Annotated in this window: 19 protein-coding genes; 10 read left to right on the forward strand and 9 right to left on the reverse strand. The window is 63.5% G+C overall.

Annotated elements, in window-relative coordinates; genetic code table 11:
- Window positions 1-6: 6 nt before the first annotated feature.
- The 7 genes from D0Y60_RS02260 to D0Y60_RS02290 form a co-directional block, all read right to left on the reverse strand.
- Complete coding sequence (locus tag D0Y60_RS02260) at window positions 7-1,323, reverse strand: efflux RND transporter periplasmic adaptor subunit (protein WP_117366505.1); 1,317 nt, start codon at window positions 1,321-1,323, stop codon at window positions 7-9.
- Between the two features lie 174 nt (window positions 1,324-1,497).
- Window positions 1,498-2,499 (reverse strand): ABC transporter ATP-binding protein, encoded by a 1,002-nt coding sequence (locus D0Y60_RS02265; protein ID WP_117366506.1) that lies wholly within the window; start codon window positions 2,497-2,499, stop codon window positions 1,498-1,500.
- 11 nt (window positions 2,500-2,510) lie between these two features.
- Window positions 2,511-3,575, reverse strand: coding sequence for a Gfo/Idh/MocA family oxidoreductase (locus tag D0Y60_RS02270; protein WP_117366507.1), 1,065 nt, complete (start codon window positions 3,573-3,575; stop codon window positions 2,511-2,513).
- The gene (locus tag D0Y60_RS02275; RefSeq protein WP_117366508.1) at window positions 3,572-4,411 is read right to left on the reverse strand and encodes a carbohydrate ABC transporter permease; all 840 of its coding nucleotides are present in this window, start codon (window positions 4,409-4,411) and stop codon (window positions 3,572-3,574) included. The genes D0Y60_RS02270 and D0Y60_RS02275 overlap by 4 nt, the downstream gene beginning before the upstream one ends.
- Before the next feature lie 15 nt (window positions 4,412-4,426).
- Window positions 4,427-5,380 carry a sugar ABC transporter permease gene (locus D0Y60_RS02280; RefSeq protein ID WP_117366509.1) on the reverse strand — a complete coding sequence of 318 codons (954 nt, stop codon included), beginning with the start codon at window positions 5,378-5,380 and terminating at the stop codon, window positions 4,427-4,429.
- A 285-nt stretch (window positions 5,381-5,665) separates the two neighbouring features.
- Entirely contained in the window at window positions 5,666-6,925 is a 1,260-nt protein-coding gene (locus D0Y60_RS02285) for an ABC transporter substrate-binding protein (RefSeq protein ID WP_117366510.1), read from the reverse strand.
- 45 nt (window positions 6,926-6,970) lie between these two features.
- Window positions 6,971-7,864 (reverse strand): N-acetylmuramic acid 6-phosphate etherase, encoded by an 894-nt coding sequence (locus D0Y60_RS02290; RefSeq protein WP_117367044.1) that lies wholly within the window; start codon window positions 7,862-7,864, stop codon window positions 6,971-6,973.
- Window positions 7,865-8,061: 197 nt separating this feature from the next.
- On the opposite strand from D0Y60_RS02290, the gene D0Y60_RS02295 reads away from it, so the two are divergent.
- The 7 genes from D0Y60_RS02295 (at window position 8,062) to D0Y60_RS02325 (ending at window position 14,376) form a co-directional block, all read left to right on the forward strand.
- Window positions 8,062-8,949, forward strand: coding sequence for an N-acetylglucosamine kinase (locus D0Y60_RS02295; protein ID WP_117366511.1), 888 nt, complete (start codon window positions 8,062-8,064; stop codon window positions 8,947-8,949).
- Complete coding sequence (locus D0Y60_RS02300; RefSeq protein ID WP_117366512.1) at window positions 8,946-9,710, forward strand: GntR family transcriptional regulator; 765 nt, start codon at window positions 8,946-8,948, stop codon at window positions 9,708-9,710. Before D0Y60_RS02295 ends, D0Y60_RS02300 begins: the two co-directional genes overlap by 4 nt.
- Window positions 9,711-9,730: 20 nt before the next feature.
- Window positions 9,731-10,753, forward strand: coding sequence for an SIS domain-containing protein (locus D0Y60_RS02305; RefSeq protein WP_117366513.1), 1,023 nt, complete (start codon window positions 9,731-9,733; stop codon window positions 10,751-10,753).
- Window positions 10,750-11,910, forward strand: a complete 1,161-nt coding sequence (gene nagA, locus D0Y60_RS02310) for an N-acetylglucosamine-6-phosphate deacetylase (protein WP_117366514.1) — start codon at window positions 10,750-10,752, stop codon at window positions 11,908-11,910. Before D0Y60_RS02305 ends, nagA begins: the two co-directional genes overlap by 4 nt.
- A 75-nt stretch (window positions 11,911-11,985) precedes the next feature.
- Complete coding sequence (locus tag D0Y60_RS02315) at window positions 11,986-13,041, forward strand: dipeptidase (RefSeq protein ID WP_117366515.1); 1,056 nt, start codon at window positions 11,986-11,988, stop codon at window positions 13,039-13,041.
- Between the two features lie 19 nt (window positions 13,042-13,060).
- On the forward strand, window positions 13,061-13,807 hold the full coding sequence (locus tag D0Y60_RS02320) for a copper homeostasis protein CutC (RefSeq protein WP_117366516.1): 747 nt from the start codon (window positions 13,061-13,063) through the stop codon (window positions 13,805-13,807).
- Window positions 13,808-13,869: 62 nt separating this feature from the next.
- Window positions 13,870-14,376 carry a CreA family protein gene (locus D0Y60_RS02325; RefSeq protein WP_117366517.1) on the forward strand — a complete coding sequence of 169 codons (507 nt, stop codon included), beginning with the start codon at window positions 13,870-13,872 and terminating at the stop codon, window positions 14,374-14,376.
- 77 nt (window positions 14,377-14,453) lie between these two features.
- Here D0Y60_RS02325 and D0Y60_RS02330 read toward each other — a convergent pair whose 3' ends face one another.
- A complete protein-coding gene (locus D0Y60_RS02330; protein ID WP_117366518.1) occupies window positions 14,454-14,918 on the reverse strand; it encodes a chemotaxis protein CheW in 465 nt (154 codons plus the stop codon).
- A gap of 2 nt (window positions 14,919-14,920) precedes the next feature.
- Complete coding sequence (locus D0Y60_RS02335) at window positions 14,921-16,894, reverse strand: methyl-accepting chemotaxis protein (protein WP_117366519.1); 1,974 nt, start codon at window positions 16,892-16,894, stop codon at window positions 14,921-14,923.
- Window positions 16,895-17,182: 288 nt separating this feature from the next.
- Between D0Y60_RS02335 and D0Y60_RS24820 the strand changes: the two genes are divergently transcribed.
- The 3 genes from D0Y60_RS24820 to D0Y60_RS02345 all read left to right on the forward strand — a co-directional run bounded on the left by D0Y60_RS24820 (window position 17,183) and on the right by D0Y60_RS02345 (window position 18,997).
- A complete protein-coding gene (locus D0Y60_RS24820; protein WP_199564102.1) occupies window positions 17,183-17,341 on the forward strand; it encodes a hypothetical protein in 159 nt (52 codons plus the stop codon).
- A gap of 109 nt (window positions 17,342-17,450) precedes the next feature.
- Window positions 17,451-18,050, forward strand: a complete 600-nt coding sequence (locus D0Y60_RS02340) for an SCO family protein (RefSeq protein ID WP_117366520.1) — start codon at window positions 17,451-17,453, stop codon at window positions 18,048-18,050.
- 68 nt (window positions 18,051-18,118) lie between these two features.
- Complete coding sequence (locus D0Y60_RS02345) at window positions 18,119-18,997, forward strand: 50S ribosomal protein L11 methyltransferase (protein WP_117366521.1); 879 nt, start codon at window positions 18,119-18,121, stop codon at window positions 18,995-18,997.
- Window positions 18,998-19,113: the final 116 nt, after the last annotated feature.

Here is a 19,113-nt window from a genome sequence, read left to right on the forward strand (position 1 = left end):
CGGTCCTTACTTCGCCTGCTCGGTCTTGGCGGCATCCCCGCCTTCGGCCTTGCCGGCTTCGCCAGCCTTCGCGTCGTCGGTCTTGGCTTCGCCAGCCTTGGCGTCTTCTGCCGCAGCACCTTCCGCTTTAGCGTCGCCGCCTTCAGCTGCTGGCTTATCAGCATTCGCTACGGCATTCGGATCCCATTCCGAGGGAACGACTTCCGCACCCGGCTGAACCTTCTGGAAGCCTTCGACGATGATCTTCTCGCCGTCTTTCAGCCCATCGGTGATGACCCAGCGCGTGTCGGCGGCACGGCCGATGCGCACGGGACGCGGGCCGGCCTTGTTGTCGGCGGAGACGACATAGACGAGCGCGCTGCCCGAGGCGTCCCGCTGTACGGCCTGCTGCGGTACGAGTACGGCCCCCTTCTCGATGCCCTGCTCGATCTGCACGCGCACATACATGCCCGGCAGGAGATCGCCGTCGGGGTTCGGGAATTCGCCGCGCAGCGTCACCTGACCGGTCGTCGCATCGACGGCGGCTTCGGAGAACAGGAGCTTGCCGGATTGCGGATACTGCGACCCGTCGTCGAGCATCAGCTTGACGTCGGCGGAATTGTTGTCGGCCATCAGCGCGCCGTCCTCCAGCGCCTTGCGCAGGCGAATGAGGTCGGTCGCCGACTGGGTAAAGTCGGCATAGACGGGGTCGAGCTGCTGGATCGTCGCAAGGTTTTCCGTGCCGCTCGTCGAAACCAGCGCGCCTTCGGTGATCAGCGCACGGCCGATGCGGCCGCTGATCGGTGCCTTGACCTCGGTATATTCGAGATTGAGCTTGGCAGTCGCAAGGCCAGCCTCGGCGATGGCGACATCCGCATCGGCCTGGGCGAGCTTGGCGACGGCATCGTCATAATTCTGCGCGGACGAAACGTTCGACTTCTTCAGCTGCTCCTGGCGGATCGTGTCGTTCTTCGCCTGTGCCTGCACGGCCTTGGCGCGGCGCAGCGTCGCCTCGGCGCTATCGACCTGCACTTTGAACGGTGCCGGATCGATCCGGTAGAGCACGTCGCCCTGCTTTACCAACGAGCCCTGCTCGAAGACGCGTTCGATGACAATACCGGAGGCACGCGGACGGACCTCTGCGGTGCGGGTCGCGGCGATGCGGCCCGGCAGGTCATTGGTGATCGGCACGTCCTCGGCCTTCACCGTGATGACGGCCACCTGCGGCGGCGGAAAGGAGAAGCCTCCCTGCGCCGCCTGCTCATCGCTGCAGCCGGCGAGAATCAAAAGGGCGCCAAAGGTCGCAATCGAAATCGGTCTCGTGAAACGCATGGGTTCTTCCATAGGCGATGCCGGCAAGGGCGGCGAGTGCTGAAAACAAAGAGATGCGGTGGCCAAAGGACCACCGCATCACAACATACAAACAGGGCTGTATGTTAATTCCTGATGTTTGACAATCGTAGACCACGCACCGGAAGGCCGCAATCCACCCCAATCACGGATTCGTGATGAGGTACCTCAACGTATCGCCCGACCATCGGCATCGAAACGATGCGTTTGACCCGCCGCCGGCGTGGCGTAGACCACGTCGTCCACGGCATAGTGATGCTCGCCGAACAGGCGGACGGTGAAGAGGCCAACTTTCTCCGATTCGATATAGACGATCGTGTCGGCGCCGAGATGCTCGACATGCACCACCTTGCCCTGCCACTCGCCGCCGTCGCGCGAAAGCGCCAGGTGTTCGGGGCGCACACCGATCGTCTTCGCGTCGGCCACGCCAACGCGGCTGGCCTCGATGAAGTTCATGGCAGGCGAACCGATGAAGCCTGCGACGAAAAGGTTGGCCGGCTTGTTGTAGAGTTCCATCGGCGAGCCGACCTGCTGGATCACCCCTGCGTCGAGCACCACGATCTTGTCCGCCAGCGTCATCGCCTCAACCTGGTCGTGCGTGACGTAGATCATGGTTGCCTTAAGGTCGCGGTGCAGCCTGGCGATTTCGAGGCGGGTGTTGACGCGCAGCGCCGCATCAAGGTTGGAGAGCGGCTCGTCGAACAGGAACAGCTTCGGCTCGCGCACGATGGCGCGGCCGATGGCGACGCGCTGGCGTTGGCCGCCCGACAGTTCCGCCGGGCGGCGGCTGAGGTATTTTTCAAGCGACAGCATCGCCGAGGCCTTGGCAACGCGCTTCTCGATCTCCTCTTTCGGCGCGCCGGCCTGCTTGAGGCCGAGGCCCATATTGTCCTTGACCGTCAGGTGCGGATAGAGCGCGTAGGACTGGAACACCATCGCGATGCCACGTTTGGCCGGCGGCACGGTCACGACTTCGGCGCCGTCGATCGTGATCGAGCCGGACGTCGCATCCTCAAGGCCGGCGATGATGCGCAGCAGCGTGGACTTGCCGCAGCCCGAGGGGCCGACGAAGATGACGAATTCGCCGTCCTTCACGTCAAGGTCGATGCCCTTGATGACATCGACGTTGCCGAAGGACTTGCGTACGGATTTGAGTTGAAGAGAGCCCATCCGAATTCCCCTTAAAGCTTGACCGTTTGACCGGTTCTGACACTTTCATCGGCTGCAAGGCAGATCCTGAGCGACTGCACCGCATCGTCCATGTGACGCGTGAGATCGATGTCTTCGCGAATGGCCTTCAGCACGAAGGCCTGCTCACGGTCGCAGAGTTCCTGATGACCGGGTTCCCCCGCCATCTTCAGATCCTCGTCCGGCGAGAGGAACTTGCCGTCGGGGCCGGTCGCCGCATTGTGAACACGGATGACCGCCGTCTTGGTGTGCGTGTCGATATCGTCGGACTTGGCGTTCGGGTCCATGACGATGGAAACCGAACCGTTCGGCGACATGACGTCCTTCACAAAGAACGCGGTTTCAGAGATCATCGGCCCCCAGCCCGCCTCGTACCAGCCAAGCGAACCGTCGTCGAACAGCACCTGGAGATGGCCGTAATTGTACATGTCCGGCGCGATCTCGTTGGAGAGGCGCAGGCCCATGCCGCGCACCTCAACGGGCTTAGCATCGGTGATCTGGCACATCACGTCGACATAGTGCACGCCGCAGTCGACGATCGGCGGCGTCGTGTTCATCAGCGCCTTGTGGGTCGCCCAGGTCGGCCCGCTCGACTGCTGGTTCAGGTTCATGCGGAACACGTAGGGACCACCCAGCTTGCGGGCTTCCTCGATGAGGCGGATCCACGAGGGATGGTGCCGCAGGATGTAACCGACGACCAGCTTGCGGCCGTTCGCCTTGGCGCAGGCCACCACGCGTTCGGCGTCGGCGACCGTGGTCGCCAGCGGCTTTTCTAGGAAGACATGCGAACCGGCTTCAAGGGCTGCGATCGCATAGTCGGCGTGGCTGTCCGAATAGGTGCTGATCGAGCAGAGTTCCGGCTTGAACTCATGGAGCGCATCGAGGAACGACGGGTGGATCTCGTAGCCTTCCAGCCCCGCCGGGACCGGAACCTTGGAGCGGTTGACGAGGCCGACGATCTCGTAGCCGGGGTTTTCGTGATAGGCGAGCGCATGGCTCCGGCCCATGTTGCCGAGGCCTGCGGAAAGAACGCGAATGGGGGTCATGACTGAACTCACTTGACTGCTCCGGAGGTGATGCCGCGGATCAATTGCCGCGAGAAGACGAGGTAAAGGACGAGAACGGGGAAGATCGCCAGCGACAGGGCGGCAAGCACCGCGTTCCAGTTGGTGACAAACTGGCCGATGAAGATCTGCGAGCCCAGCGTCACCGTCTTGGTCGCCTCACTCGGCGCCAGGATCAGCGGGAACCACAGGTCGTTCCAGATCGGGATCATCGTGAAGACCGCAACCGTCGCCATGGCCGGACGCACCAGCGGCAGGACGAGGCGGAAGAAGATCGAGTATTCCGACAGGCCGTCGATGCGCCCGGCATTCTTGAGGTCGTCGGAGACGGTCCGCATGAATTCCGACAGGATGAAGACGGCGAGCGGAATGCCCTGCGCGGTATAGACAAGGATGAGCGCCGTCAGCGTGTTGACGAGGCCCGTCGCCACCATGCCCTGCAGGATTGCCACGGTGCCGAGACGGATCGGGATCATGATACCGATGGCAAGGTAGAGCCCCATCAGTGTGTTGCCGCGGAAACGGTATTCGGACAGCGCGAAGGCAGCCATCGCACCGAACAGCAGCACCAGCGCGATGGCAGCCACCGTGACGATGAAGCTGTTCTGGAAGTAGGTCGCAAAGTCGCCCTGCCCCAGCACCGTATAGTAGCCGACGAGATCGAAGGTCTTCGGGCTCGGCAGCTGCATCGGGTTGCGGAAGATCGCGTTGCGATCCTTCATCGAGTTGATGAGCGTCAGGAACACCGGGAAGACCGAGATGATCGCGTAGCTGATCAGCGCGAGATGAACGAGGGATGTGCGGGTGAGAGAAGCGCGTGCTTTAGACATGTCCTGCCCTCCCGATCAGAACTGGTAGCGACGCATGCGCCGCTGGATGACGAAGAGATAGAGCGAGACGCCAGCGAGAATGATGAGGAACATGACCGTCGCGATCGTCGCGCCCATCGAGCGGTCGCCGAGTTGGAGCTGGAAGCCGAAGAAGGTGCGGTAGAGCAGCGTGCCGAGAATGTCCGTGGAACCATCCGGCCCGGCCAGCGCCCCCTGCACGGTATAGACCAGGTCAAAGGCGTTGAAGTTGCCGACGAACGTCAGGATCGAGATGATGCCGATGGCAGGCAGAATGAGCGGCAGCTTGATCTTCCAGAACTGGCTCCAGCCGGTGACGCCGTCGCATTCGGCCGCCTCGATGACCTCTTCCGGGATGTTGAGGAGCGCCGCATAGATCAGCATCATGGGAATGCCGACATATTGCCAGACCGAGATCAGCGAAACGGCGATGAGGGCCGAGCCGGGCTTCCCGAGCCAGGGCGAAAACAGCGACTTCAGGCCGACGAGATCCATCAGGAAGGGCGAGACGCCCCAGATCGGCGACAGGATGAGCTTCCAGATGAAACCGACGATCACGAAGGAGAGCAACGTCGGCAGGAAGATCGCCGTGCGGTAGAACGAGGCAAAGCGCAGCTTCGGCAGCGAGAGCATCGCGGCAAGCGCGACACCCATCGGGTTCTGCACCAGCATGTGGATCACGAAGAAAATGAAGTTGTTCTTCAGCGCGTTCCAGAAATCGTGCGCCCAACGTTCGTCGCCGAACAGGACCTTGAAATTGCCGAGACCCACGAAGGTCGATTGGCCGTCCACGGTGTTGAATAGCGACAGGCGCAGCGTCTCGATGAGTGGCAGGATCATGACCGCCGAATAGACGATGAAAGCCGGCAGCAGGAAGACGACGATATGCCAGCGCGTCGGGCGCTTGATGATCGGTCCTGTTGCATCATGGGTAGAAGGTGTGTTGCTCATGGCCCAGCCTGCCCCTCCGTTTGTTGTCGTTAAGTTCGCATGCGCGAACGCCCTGCGCGGCAGCACCAGCCGCACATGACGAAGTCAGCATACACATTAGTGACGGGGCCGCGCCCCGAATTTGCCCTTCGGCACCCTCTGTCCACCAGGACGAAGAGGAACAAGGCAGACGCCGGACACTTCGAGCCGCGCCACCTGGAATTCCTCCCCCCGAATTTTACGGGGAGAGGATCGGCGCGAGGAAATACCGCGCCTCAAGCAGAAGTCAGCAGCCGGAAACCGGGCTTACTTTGCCGGCTTGTACCAGCTGTCGAGGCCCTTCTGGAGCTTCTCGCCAGCCTGCTCCGGCGTATCCGTGCCGTTGATGACGTTGGCCGATTCCGTCCAGGTCTCGTTTTCGAGGTTCGGCGTGCCGCGCGACAGGATCTGGTAGGTCGAGCGGATCGTCGGCTTGCACTTTTCACGCCAGGAGACGAATTCCTGCGCCAGCGGGTCGGCCATCTTCACGGCCGTCGAGTTCAGGCTGAAGAAGCCCGGCAGCGAGTTGGCGTAGATGTCAGCGAATTCAGGCGAAGCGACGAAGGTCAGGAACTTCTTGGCCGCTTCCGGGTTCGCACCCTTGGCATTCAGACCAACGCCGATGTCGTTGTGGTCCGAGATGTAGCAAGTGTCGCCGGCATTCTTGACCGGCGGCGGGAAGGCTCCCATCTTGAACTGGGCTTGCGTGTTGAACAGGCCGATTTCCCAGGAACCGGCCGGATAGATGGCAGCGCGGCCGAGCGTGAAGAGGTTCTGGCTGTCCGGATAGGTCTGGGCTTCGAAACCGTCGCCGAGATAGTCCTTCCACTTGGCGAGAACGCGATAGGGCTCGACCCAGGCGTCGTCGGTCAGCTTCTGTTCGCCCTTGATGAGAGCGGCGCGGCCTTCTTCACCCTTCCAGTACGTCGGACCGATGTTCTGGTAGCCCATGGTCGCGGCTTCCCAGAGGTCCTTCGTGCCCATGGCCATCGGGATGTAGCTGCCTTCGGCCTTGATCTTGTCGAGGGCGGCGAAGAATTCGGCTTCCGTCGTCGGAACAGAGATGCCGAGCGTGTCGAAGGCATCCTTGTTGTAGATGAAGCCGTGAATGACCGAAGCCATCGGTACGCAGAACGTCGTCGCGCCGTCGTCCGTCGTCCAGGCGGACTTGGCGACCGGCGAGAAGTTCTCCATGCCCGGCAGATCGTTCAGGCTGGCCAGGTGACCCTTCTTGAAGAGCTCCAGCGAGGCGTCGAACGGACGGCAGGTGATGAGGTCACCGGCCGAACCGGCATCCAGCTTGGCGTTCAACGCGGCATTGTACTCGGTCGGCGCGGTCGGCGCGAAGACGACCTTGATGCCCGGGTTCTTCGCTTCGAACGCCGGAATGATCTTTTCCTGCCAGATGGCGAGGTCGTCGTTGCGCCAGCTTTCGACGGTCAGCGTGACGTCGGCCGCCTGGGCAAACCCGGCCGTGCCGAGGATGCTCGTGGCGAGCAGCAGACCCTTGATTGCGTTGCGTGTCATTGCATTCTCCCCTTTTATGCGCCGCAGCGCGTTTTGAGACTTTAATTATCCGAGAGCCTTGAGAGCACGCCGGAGACTTTGCCCCGACCGGACGAGCGCCGCCTTCGCGGCACCGGCATCCGGAACCCCCGCAGCCAAGAGCACGGCTTCCTTTACCGAGCCTTCGGAGCGCGTGAGAAGGCGTTCCGCCTCATCGAGGCCGACACCCGAGATGTCGGAGACGATACGGCAGGCACGCCCTTTCAATTTGATATTGTCGGCCTTGAGATTGACCATGTGGCCATCATGCACATGGCCGAGCAGGATGCCGACCAGCGTGGAAAACATGTTGAAGGCGATCTTCTGCGCCGTGCCGGCGCCCATACGCGTCGAACCGGAAATCACTTCCGGCGGCGTCTGCAAAAGGACGGAGACATCGGCGCCGGAAAACAGCGCGGCACCCGGATTGTTGGCCATTGCGACGACCTTTGCGCCCTGCCCCTTCGCATAGGCCGCAATGGCCAGCGCATAGGGCGTGCTGCCGCTCGCCGAAACGGCGATCACACAGTCCTTGGCGTCGATTTTTGCCGTTTTGGCATCGCCGATGGCAAGCGCCCGGTCGTCTTCATAGCCGCCTGCCAAGTCTTCCAGGCTGGCGGCGCCGCCGGCAAGCAGGATGACGATGCGGTCGCGGGCAATGCCGTAGGTGCCAGGAAGCTCAAGCGCATCGGCCATGGCCATCAGGCCGGAGCTGCCTGCACCGACATAGACGAGGCGGCCACCGGAAAGCAGCGCATCGGCGGCAAGGCGGGCAGCGGCAGCAATATCGGCCAGCGCAGCATCGACCACGGCGGCCGCGGCCTTCTGGCCATCCGCAAGCACCTTTAGCGCGTCGAGCGGCTGACGTTCGTCCAGCCCCTGCGCCTGATCGTGCCTGCCTTCTGTCCTGCCTGCAGCCATCATCCGTTCTCCTCTGGCCCAAATTAATGCCAAAAAAATACCAATTGTCTATAGGAAATTAATTTTTGAGACCACTTTTTTGCAACCAATTATTTTTATGATTTAAAATCAAGATTTTACAGAAAAGCCTATGTTCGATACCACCATACCCCTTGGTTAATGGTATTTTTTTGGTATCGTTGTAGTCGGAGGTGGCCATGACGGATTACATTCTCGGTATCGACGGTGGGGGAACCAGTTGCCGTGCGGCGGTCGCAAGACCGGACGGCTTCATTCTGGGGCGCGGCAAGAGTGGTGCGGCCAATATCCTGACCGACCCCAACAATGCGATCATCTCCATCACGGAGGCCGCCAAGGCCGCCTATCGCGACGCAGGGCTCGATGAAGCCGACATCAACGGCGCCTCGGCCTTTCTCGGCGTTGCCGGCACCAATGTCGGCGACCTTACGCGTTACGTGCATGACCGCCTGCCGTTTCGCCACACCGCCATCGACTCGGACGGCTTGATTGCCCTGCAGGGCGCGATCGGCGACGAGGACGGCGCGGTCGCAATCCTCGGCACCGGCTCCATCTACATGGGACGCAGGGACGGTACGATCCGTTATATCGGCGGCTGGGGCTTTACCGTCGGCGATCTCGGTGGTGGCGCTCGACTTGGGCATGCGCTCCTCCAGGAAGCGCTGCTTGCCTTCGACGGCGTGCATCCGCGCTCCCCCGTCACGAACGCTGTTATCGACGAGTTCAAGAACGACCCGCGTGGCATCGTCGAATTTGCCCGCCTGTCCAAGCCCGGCGATTTTGGCCGCTTCGCACCCCTGCTGTTCGATCATGCCAGACAGGGCGATGCGCAGGCGATCGCCATCGTCAAGACGGGTGCGGCCGCAGTCAACGAATCGCTTGACGCCATAATGGCCATAGCCGGCGCACCACGCCTCTGCCTGCTCGGCGGCTTGGCACCGCTTTATCCGCAATGGCTTTCGGAGAAGCACCGTTCGATCCTCGTCGAAGCCGAGGCGGATGCGCTGACGGGCGCCGTGGCGCTCGCCGCCAAGGGTTACAAAGAGCGTGCGGGAGCGGCGGCATGAGCACCTCCCTTTCCGCGATCCTCACCCCGGAGAGCCTGCAATCGGGCGTGCCCGGTCCGCTCTACCTGAAACTACGCCAAACGCTGGAGGAAGCCATTACCTCCGGCAAGCTGAACTATGGCGATGCCCTGCCGGCCGAGCGCGATCTCGCCGACCATGCCCAGGTCAGCCGCGTCACCGTGCGCAAGGCCGTCGACGATCTCGTCAAAGACGGTCTTTTGATCCGCCGCCATGGCTCGGGCACCTTCGTTGCCAAGCCCGTCTCCAAGGTGCAGCAGTCACTGTCCCGCCTCACCTCCTTTACCGAGGACATGGCGCGGCGGGGTCTTACGACCCGCGCGGAATGGCTCGACCGCGGCCTGTTCCACCCCTCGCCGGACGAGATGATGATGCTCGGCCTGCCGGCCGATGCGCTCGTCGCCCGGCTCGGGCGCCTGCGTGTGGCCGACGACATGCCGCTCGCCATCGAGCGCGCCTGCATTTCCGCCGAATTCCTGCCGGACCCCATGCAGGTCCAAGGATCGCTGTATGCGGCGCTGGAAAAACACGGCTGCCGCCCGGTGCGCGCCGTGCAGCGCATCTCCGCCTACAACATGAAGGATCCGGATGCCTCTGTGCTCGGCGTGCCGCCGGGCTCGGCCGGGCTTTCCATCGAACGTGTCTCCTATCTTCGTACCGGCCGGGTGGTCGAATTCACCCGCTCGATTTATCGCGGCGACGCCTATGACTTCGTCGCCGAACTAACCTTGTCCGAGACGTGACCAACCGCAAAGGGAATTCCATGCAGACCAACATGCGCCGAGAGATCAACGAAATTCCCGAGGCCGCAGCCCGCGTCCTGGCGAATTCGGCGACCTCGATCGCCGCCGCCGGCAAGGCCCTGCGCGAACGCGACCCGCAATTCTTCGTTACGGTCGCACGCGGCTCGTCCGACCATGCCGCCCTGTTCCTGAAATACGCCATCGAACTGACCGCCGGCCGGCCCGTAGCCTCGCTCGGCCCGTCGCTCGCCTCGATCTACGGCGCCAAGCTGAAGCTCGGTGGCGGTGCCGCCATCGCGATCTCGCAGTCCGGCAAGAGCCCCGACATCGTCGCCATGGCCGAAGGCGCCACGAAGGGCGGCGCCATCTCGATTGCGCTGACCAACACGCTGCCCTCGCCGCTGGCAGACGCCTGCTCCCACTCGCTCGACCTTTCGGCTGGCCCCGAACTCAGCGTCGCGGCGACGAAATCCTATGTGAACTCCATCGTCGCCGGCCTTGCCGTTCTGGCCGAATGGACCGGCGACGCCGATCTCGACCGCGCCGTGAAGGGCCTGCCCGAACAGTTCGCCAAGGCCGTCGCGCTCGACTGGTCCGACCTTGCCGGCGACCTCAAGGACGCGCAGTCGCTCTACGTGCTCGGCCGCGGCCCCGGCCTTGCCATTGCAAGCGAAGCCGCGCTGAAATTCAAGGAGACCTCCGGCATGCATGCCGAGGCCTATTCCTCGGCCGAAGTGCTGCATGGCCCGGTCGCCCTCGTCGGCCCGTCCTTCCCGGTCATCGCGCTCGCCGCCCGCGATGCGGCGGAAGCCTCCGTCACCGGCATGGCCGACAGCCTGGCCGACCGCGGCGCCTATGCCTGCGTCACCGCTTCCGGTGCCAAGAGCGCACGCAAACTTCCCTTCATCGCGACCGGCCATCCAATCACCGATGCGCTGGCGCTTATCGTACCGTTCTATGGCTTCGTCGAAGCCTGGTCGCGTGGCAAGGGTCTCGATCCTGACAAGCCGGTCAACCTCAAGAAAGTGACGGAAACCCGATGACAGCGCTCACCGCCATTACCGGCGCCCGCATTTTCGACGGCGATCTATGGCACGACCACAGCGCGCTCCTCATCGAGGACGGCAAGGTCGCTGCCGTCGCGGCCCGCCGCGACGTGCCGACGGACGCCCGCACGGTGCCGATGGACGGGCTATCGCTCGTCCCCGGCTTCATCGACCTGCAGGTGAATGGCGGTGGCGGGGTGCTGCTCAACGAGCGGCCCGATCTCGAAGGCATCCGCACCATCTGCGCCGCGCATGCCCGCTTTGGCACGACGGGTCTGCTGCCAACGCTGATCACCGACAACGTCGAAGTGACGACAAAGACCATTGCAGCCGGCCTTGCCGCCGAAGCGGCCGAGGTCCCGGGCTTTCTCGGCCTGCATCTCGAAGGCCCGCATCTTTCCGTCGCCCGCAAGGGTGCACATGACCCCGCGCTCATCCGCCCGCTGGAACAGGCCGATCTTGACCGCACCATCGCCGCCCGCAAGGGATTGACGGCGCTGCTGATGACACTTGCGCCGGAGAACGCCACGAACGCACAGATCGCGGCGCTGCATGCGGCTGGTGTCACCGTCAGCCTCGGCCATTCCGATTGCGGTTACGTCACGGCGACGGGCGCCGTCGAGGCCGGCGCGCGTATGATGACCCATCTCTTCAACGCCATGAGCCCGCTCGGCCATCGCGAACCCGGCATGGTGGGGGCGGCTCTCGATCTCGGCCATCTCAATACCGGCCTGATCGCCGACGGCTTCCATGTCGATCCGGCCTCTATCCGCGTGGCGTTGCGCGCCAAACGAGGCCCCGGCCGCATCTTCCTCGTCACCGATGCCATGTCGACCATCGGCACTGATATGACGCGCTTCTTCCTCAATGGCCGCGAGATTTTCCGCGAGGGCGGCCGCCTGACGCTCGCCGACGGCACGCTTGCCGGCGCCGATATCGATATGGCCTCCTGCATCCGCTATATGCGCGATCATGTCGGCATCGATCTGGAAGAGGCTCTGCGCATGGCCGCGCTCTATCCCGCTGAAGCGATCGGCCTGACCGGCCGCAAGGGTCGCCTGACCCATGGCCACGATGCGGATTTCGCCGTCATCGACAACAACGTCGACGTCGTGTCCACCTGGATCGCCGGAACGCCGGTCTTCGCCGCCTGACGGGTAAACCGCCACGGTCCTTGCGGGCCGTGGCGGAATCGGCTCTACCCGTCGCAAGCAAGCATGGAGCGGCATATGCAATTGATTTTCGACGGCCACAACGACGTTCTCCTGCGCCTGTGGGAGCATGCCAAGAAAGGCGCGGATCCGATCGCCGAATTCGTCGACGGCACCGACAAAGGCCATATCGACGCCCCTCGCGCCAAGAAGGGCGGCCTTGGCGGCGGGTTCTGCGCCATGTTCATCCCGCCCAACGAAGACTATCCGCCGCGCGAGGTCGACGAGAACGGCCATTACAACATCCGCATGGTCGGCCCGCTGGAACAGCCAGCTGCGCTTCACACAGCGCTGGAAATGGCGGCCATCGCCTTCCGGCTGGAACGCGCGGGCGCACTGTCGATCTGCCGCTCCACCACCGATATCCGCACCGCCTTCGAGACCGGTCGTTTCGCCGCGATCTTACATATCGAAGGCTGCGAGCCCATCGCTGAAGATCTCTCGACGCTCGAAACGCTCTATGCCGCCGGCCTGCGCTCACTCGGCCCGGTCTGGAGCCGTCACAACGCCTTCGGCCACGGCGTGCCCTTTGCCTACCCCTGCTCGCCCGACACCGCGCCCGGCCTTACGGAAGCCGGCGTCGAGCTGGTCAAGGCCTGCGACAGCCTCGGCGTCATGGTCGATCTTGCCCATATCACCGAACAGGGCTTCTGGGATGTCGCGCGCGTCAGCACGGCGCCGCTCGTCGCCACCCATTCCAACGCCCATGCGCTGACGCCGATCTCGCGCAACCTGACCGACCGCCAGCTCGACGCGATCCGCGAACGCAAGGGCATTGCCGGCCTCAACTATGCCACGACGATGCTGCGCTGCGACGGCATGGAGAATGCCGACACGCCGCTCTCCGACATGGTGCGCCATATCGATTACATGGTGGAGCGCATGGGCATCGATTGCGTGGCGCTCGGATCGGATTTCGACGGCGCGACTATCCCCGCCGCTATCGGCGATGCCGCCGGCAACCAGGCGCTGGTCGAGGAACTGCGTTCGGCCGGCTACGGCGAAGACGACCTTGCGAAACTCTGCCGCGAAAACTGGCTGCGGCTCCTGAAAACCGTCTGGCACGAAGCCTGACCAACCTGCGGATCATCCCATGACCAAGCCCCTGATCGAACTCTGCGTCGAAGGCATCGACGGTTTCCTCGCGGCCCAGGAGGCCGGCGCCGACCGTGTGGAGCTCTGTGCAAGCCTGGTCGAGGGCGGCCTGACGCCGAGCCTTGCGACGATCCGCGCCGCGGTGAAGGCGGCCAATATCCCCGTCCACGTCATCATCCGCCCGCGCGGCGGCGATTTCCTCTATTCTCAGACGGAATTCGAAACGATGGTCGAGGACATCAAGGCGCTGCGCAGCGAGGGTGTTGCCGGCGTCGTCATCGGCTGCCTGACGCCGGATGGCCGCATCGACGAGGCGCGCACGACGGCGCTGGTCGAGGCCGCCCGCCCGATGTCCGTCACCTGCCACCGCGCCTTCGACATGACGGAAAGCGCCCATGAGGCGCTGGAAGCGCTGATCCGCTGCGGCGTGAACCGCGTGCTGACCTCAGGCCAGCGCGACACCGCCGTCGAAGGCATCGCCATCCTCAAGGCCGCCGTCGAGCAGGCCGCCGGCCGCATCGTCATCATGGGCTGCGGGGCGCTCGATGCGGACAATATCCGCACGGTGCGCGACGCGACCGGCCTCGCGGAAATGCATTTCGCCGCGCTGACGACCGTGCCGAGCGGCATGGCCTTCCGCAACCCGCATGTCGGCATGGGCGGCACGGAAAAGGACCGCGAATACGAACTGACGCTGACCGACAGGGACGCCGTGCGCGCCACGATCGCGGCGGCAAAATCGTAAGTTCAGGTCTTGCAAGCGGCAGGCCGGCGTCCTTACGTGTAAGGCGAAACAGGAGACCTGCCATGTCGCTCACGACTTTCCTCCCCTCGCCGCTCCGCACGGCCATCGCTGCCGGCGTACTGACGCTTGCAGCCCTGCCCGCAGCCGCCGAAACTGTCGGCAAGGTCGGCGTCGACTGGATCGGCAACGATATCTATATCGACGCGGTCACCGACCCCGAAGTGACGGGCGTCACCTGCCACGTCACGTACTTCGACCGCTCCGTCATCGATCGCCTCAAGAAGGGCAACTGGTTCGAGGACCCGTCGAACAACGCGATCTCCTGCCAGCAGACCGGCCCGATCAGCATCGGCGACATCGATCTTGGCAAGGTCGGCGAAGAGGTCTTCAAATCAGGCCTGTCGCTGATCTGGAAGTCGCTGATCGTCACGCGCATCTACGACAAGAAAAACGACACGCTGATCTATCTTGCCCATTCGCGCGAACTGACCGAGGGATCGGCCAAGATGTCGATCTCCACCGTGCCGCTCTACGGCCAAACCGTGACCTGGACGAACGGCAAGCCGTAACGCTTACAAACGCGCGAAGGCACCCGGCCGGAAACCGGCCGGGTGCTTCAAAAACCCGAGATCCCTCCCTGCCGCGATCAGGCGGCCTGGGCGAGTTCGTCGGCGATGACGGTGTCGAGGTTGAGGAAGCAGACCATCGACTTCTCGAGCGCCACGATGCCACGGCAGAAGGCGCGCTGGGCCTCCGGAATGATTTCCGGCGCCGGCTGCAGAGCCTCGCTCTTGATGGTCATCATGTCCGAAACCTGCTCGACCAACAGACCGACCAGCTTGCCGGCGATGTCGGTGACGATGATCGCCGAGCGCTCGGACGGTTCTGTCATCTTCATGCCGAGGCGGCAGGCCATGTCGATGACCGGGATCACGGCACCGCGCAGGTTTATGAGGCCGAGCACGTAAGGCGGTGTGTGCGGCATCGGCGTCACGGGCGCCCAGCCGCGGATTTCGCGGATGGCCATGATGTCGATACAGAATTCCTGTTCTCCGAGGTGAAAGGAGACGATTTCGAGATAGGCGCCGGACTGCTTGATGGCATTGGACATGTTCAGAACTCTTCCCAGTTCTCTGCGGCGGCTTGGGCATTGCCCTTGACCACTGCACTGCTGCTGAAAGCCCCGGCAACCTTGGAGACAAGGTTCCTTGCCGGAGACGGGGCGGGACGGGAGGCGGCCGAAGCCGCCCTCGGGCTACCGGCGGAGGCGCGGACGCCCTCGCGGATCTGGAACTGGCCGACAAGGCGCGTGAGACTTTCCGCGTCCTGCGCCAGCGTATGGCTTGCCGCATTGGTCTCCTCGACCATCGCGGCGTTCTGCTGCGTCACCTGGTCCATCTGATTGACGGCGACGTTGATTTCCTGAAGTCCGGCCGCCTGCTCGCGCGCGGCGGTGACGATGGAGGCCATGTGCTCGTGGATGCGCAGCACGTCCCCGCCGATGCGGCCGAGCGATTCGCCCGTTGCTTGCACGAGGCGCGAACCGGTCTTCACTTCGTCCGACGAGCGGGTGACGAGGCTCTTGATATCCTTGGCGGCACCGGCGGCGCGCTGGGCGAGTTCCCGCACTTCCTGCGCCACGACCGCAAAGCCCTTGCCGGCTTCACCCGCGCGTGCCGCCTCGACGCCGGCATTGAGCGCAAGCAGGTTGGTCTGGAAGGCGATCTCGTCGATGACGTTGATGATCTTGCCGATCTCGCTGGAGGCGCCTTCGATGCGCTGCATCGCCGCCATGGCATCGCTGACGATGCGTTCGGATTCCACCGCACTCGCCTTGGTCGAATCAACCATGCGGCCGGCTTCCTCGGCGCGCGTGGTGGACGTGCGGACCGTTGTCATGATTTCGTCGAGCGCAGCCGAGGTCTCTTCGAGCGAGGCGGCCTGCTGCTCGGTCCGGCGGGCAAGGTCGTCCGCGGCTGCGCGCATCTGGCCGCTGTTCGACTGGATCGAGCCGGTATTGTCCTTCACCTCGGCCATGACGTTGCGCAGACGCTCGACGGTGCCGTTGAAATCGATGCGCAGCTGCTCGAGGTCGGCGCGGAAGGGTTCCAGGATGGCGACACTGAGGTCGCCTTCGGACAGGCGCGTCAGGCCGCGGCCGAGCGCCTCGACGGCGGCGCGAACCTGCCGTTCGTCCTCGCGGGCGACGGTTTCGCGACCGAGCCGCTCGGTTTCGATGCGCGAGCGTGTTTCTTCGCTCGCCTGTTCCAGGCCACGTTTTTCGACGGCGGCAAGCCGGAAGGCTTCCGCCGAACGGGCCATCTCGCCGATCTCGTCGCCACGCGCCGTGGCGGCGACGGTCGTGTCGAGATCGCCGGAGAGAATGCGCTGCATACTGTCACGCACGGCGAAAATGCCGCGGCGCAGCATGTTGCCGTGATAGACGATCATGCCGAGCAGCGTGCTCATGCCGAGAAGGCCGATGACGATCTGGTAGATCATGGATTGCCCGGAGGCGACCTGCGCATCGTTGACGCGCGCTTCCAGGAGCGCGGAGCCCCCTTCGGCCAGCGCGCCGAGAGCTGCCGTCATGCGCTCACCGCCGGCATCGACGGCGTCGTCGAGCGACGAGAACGCCTCTATGGGCGCACCGGACTCGATCATCGTCTTGAGATCGACGGCGATGGCCTTTTCCATCATCTGCAAATCGCCGTCGAAGGTCTCGAGCAGAGTCGGCTTTCCGATTTCGGCGGCAAGCGCCCGGGCGGGGGCCGTCCCTTCCTTCAGCGTTCTCAGCGATTTCGCAATGATCTCCACGCGCTCGGGTTGGATGACCTTCTCTTCGCGGTCGATGATACTGTCCATCGCCACGAGCACGAGATCGACATTGGCAAGCCGCATGGCGCCAACGGTATCGACCTCTTTTTGAATATTGACGGCCGCCTCGGAGGCGGCATCGATCGTCGCATTGCCGTACCAGCCGGCCGCAAGCATCGTGCCAAAGCCGAGGAATGCGGCGGCGCCGAGCGTCGCGAGACGGGAATTGACGGAAAGGGTCCGGCCTTTCACTGCACTTATCTGAGACATGATGCGGTTCGCCCGAGCCAAGGCCCTCGCCATGGCATCCCTTGGATCCTGGGTGAAATACGCTGCTCGCCGTCTCCCCCGGTCGGGCGGACATCATGCCCGGATGAGCCAATTGCGGCCCTTGTGCGTAATCCGGACCGTGACAAAGGAAGATTAAACAAAACCTAAGGAAGCCGCCCTGAAACTTGCATTTTAGCAAAATTCGATAAATTCCCCCGGCTGGCATACTGCACGTTGTGCAAAGACCGCGCGGTTCCAAAACCTGCCGTTTCATGCTATCGTCGCGATATGAACAAGACCGCCCGCCGCTATACCGTTCTGCCGGCCGCGCTCATCGCGCTCGGCCTCGGCATCATGGCCGCCACCGCAGCCTTTGCCGGCTGGATGGAACATGGAACGGCGATCTTCCTCAGCCTTGCCGAATCCGGCATGTCCTGGTGCTTCTGATCACATTTGCGCGAGACCGCCCGTCATAGGCCCTTGCGGCATTCGGCGCGTTTGCGCGTGATCCTGCGAGCGACTATGACACCGGCAGACATTCATCCGAAGGACTGCCATGAAGACCCTGCGCCTCGTACTCTGGATCGCCGTTGCCCTCGTCGCCGCGCTGCTCGGCTGGCTGACGCTGGAGGCGATGCGCACGAAGGACGAGGTCGCCGGCGGCCCGTTTGGCGTGCCCTTCACGCTCGTCGCGCAGGATGGCAAGCCGATCACCGAAAAGGCCTTTACCGGCAAGCCGACGGTCCTGTTCTTCGGTTTCACCCATTGCCCGGAAGTTTGCCCGACGACGCTGTTCGAAATGAACGGCTGGCTCACCAAGGTCGATCCTGATGGCAGCAAGCTGCAGGCCTATTTCGTCACCGTCGACCCGGAGCGCGACACGCCCGAGCTGATCGGCCAGTACGTGAGCAATGTCTCCAAGCGCATCACCGGCATTTCCGGCCCGGCCGACAAGGTGCTGGAGATGGTCAAGGGTTTTCGCGTCTATTACCGCAAGGTGCCGCTCGACGAGAAAAAGCCCGACGGCGACTACACGATGGATCACACCGCATCCGTCTTCCTGCTTGATTCCACCGGCCGCTTCGTCGGAACGATCGCCTATGGCGAGAACCCTGATACCGCCGAGCAGAAGCTCGCCAACCTGATCAAGCGATAAGCGCAATCCGCCTTTGCCTCGGCTTTCGGACATGCTAGGCGAACCCTGAGACAACAGGGACCCCGGCCGTGAGCGAAATCCGCCTCTACATCACCACCACCGAGAAGCGCGCCGATATCGCGCTCTCGCTGATGACCGACGCTTTCGAGGAAGAAGGCTACGCCATCGCGACGATGGAGATCGACGAGAAGAACGATATCTGGGAAGCCTCAGTCTACATGTTCCGTGTCGACGAGGCCGAGATCACCGAGCGCTTCGCGGCCCTGCTTGCCGACGATTTCCCGGATGCGACGATCCAACGCGAGGAGTTGCCGGATATCGACTGGATCGCCAAGTCGCTCGAAGGCCTGAAGCCCGTGCGCGCCGGCCGTTTCGTCGTGCATGGCTCACACGATCGCGGTACCGCTCGCCCCGGCGAAATCGCCATCGAGATCGATGCCGGCCAGGCCTTCGGCACCGGCCACCACGGAACGACAGCCGGCTGCCTGGAGGTGATCAACAGCGTCATGCGGTCCCGCAGAGTGAGGCGCGTGCTTGACCTCGGGACAGGCAGCGGCGTCCTTGCCATCGCCGCGCGAAAACTGTCGCCGGCCAAGGTGCTGGCGACCGACATCGACCCGATCGCCACGCGCGTCGCGCGTGAAAACGTCCGCATCAACGGCATCGCCTCGGGCATTGCGCTGGAAACCGCGCCTGGCTTCCACTCCACCGCCTTCGGCCGCCATGGCCCCTTCGACCTCATCATCGCCAATATCCTGGCCCGCCCGCTGATGCGCATGGCGCCGCAGCTTGCTGCACAGCTCACGCCGGGCGGTGACGTCATCCTGTCGGGTATTCTTGCCTCGCAGCGCTGGAAGGTACTGGCCGCCTACAATGGCGCCGGCCTCAGCCATATGCGCACCATCTGGCGTGAAGGCTGGGTAACGATCCATCTCGCCAAGCGCTGAGGTCGATCTTCCGTGATCCCCGTGTCCGAGACCGGGGATCACGCAGCGGAATAACGCAGAGTCACGAGAAAAGAAAAAGGCGGTGCCAGAGGCACCGCCTATGGGCCGGCAAGCCG

The organism is Shinella sp. WSJ-2, from assembly GCF_003432075.1.
Taxonomy (GTDB): domain Bacteria; phylum Pseudomonadota; class Alphaproteobacteria; order Rhizobiales; family Rhizobiaceae; genus Shinella.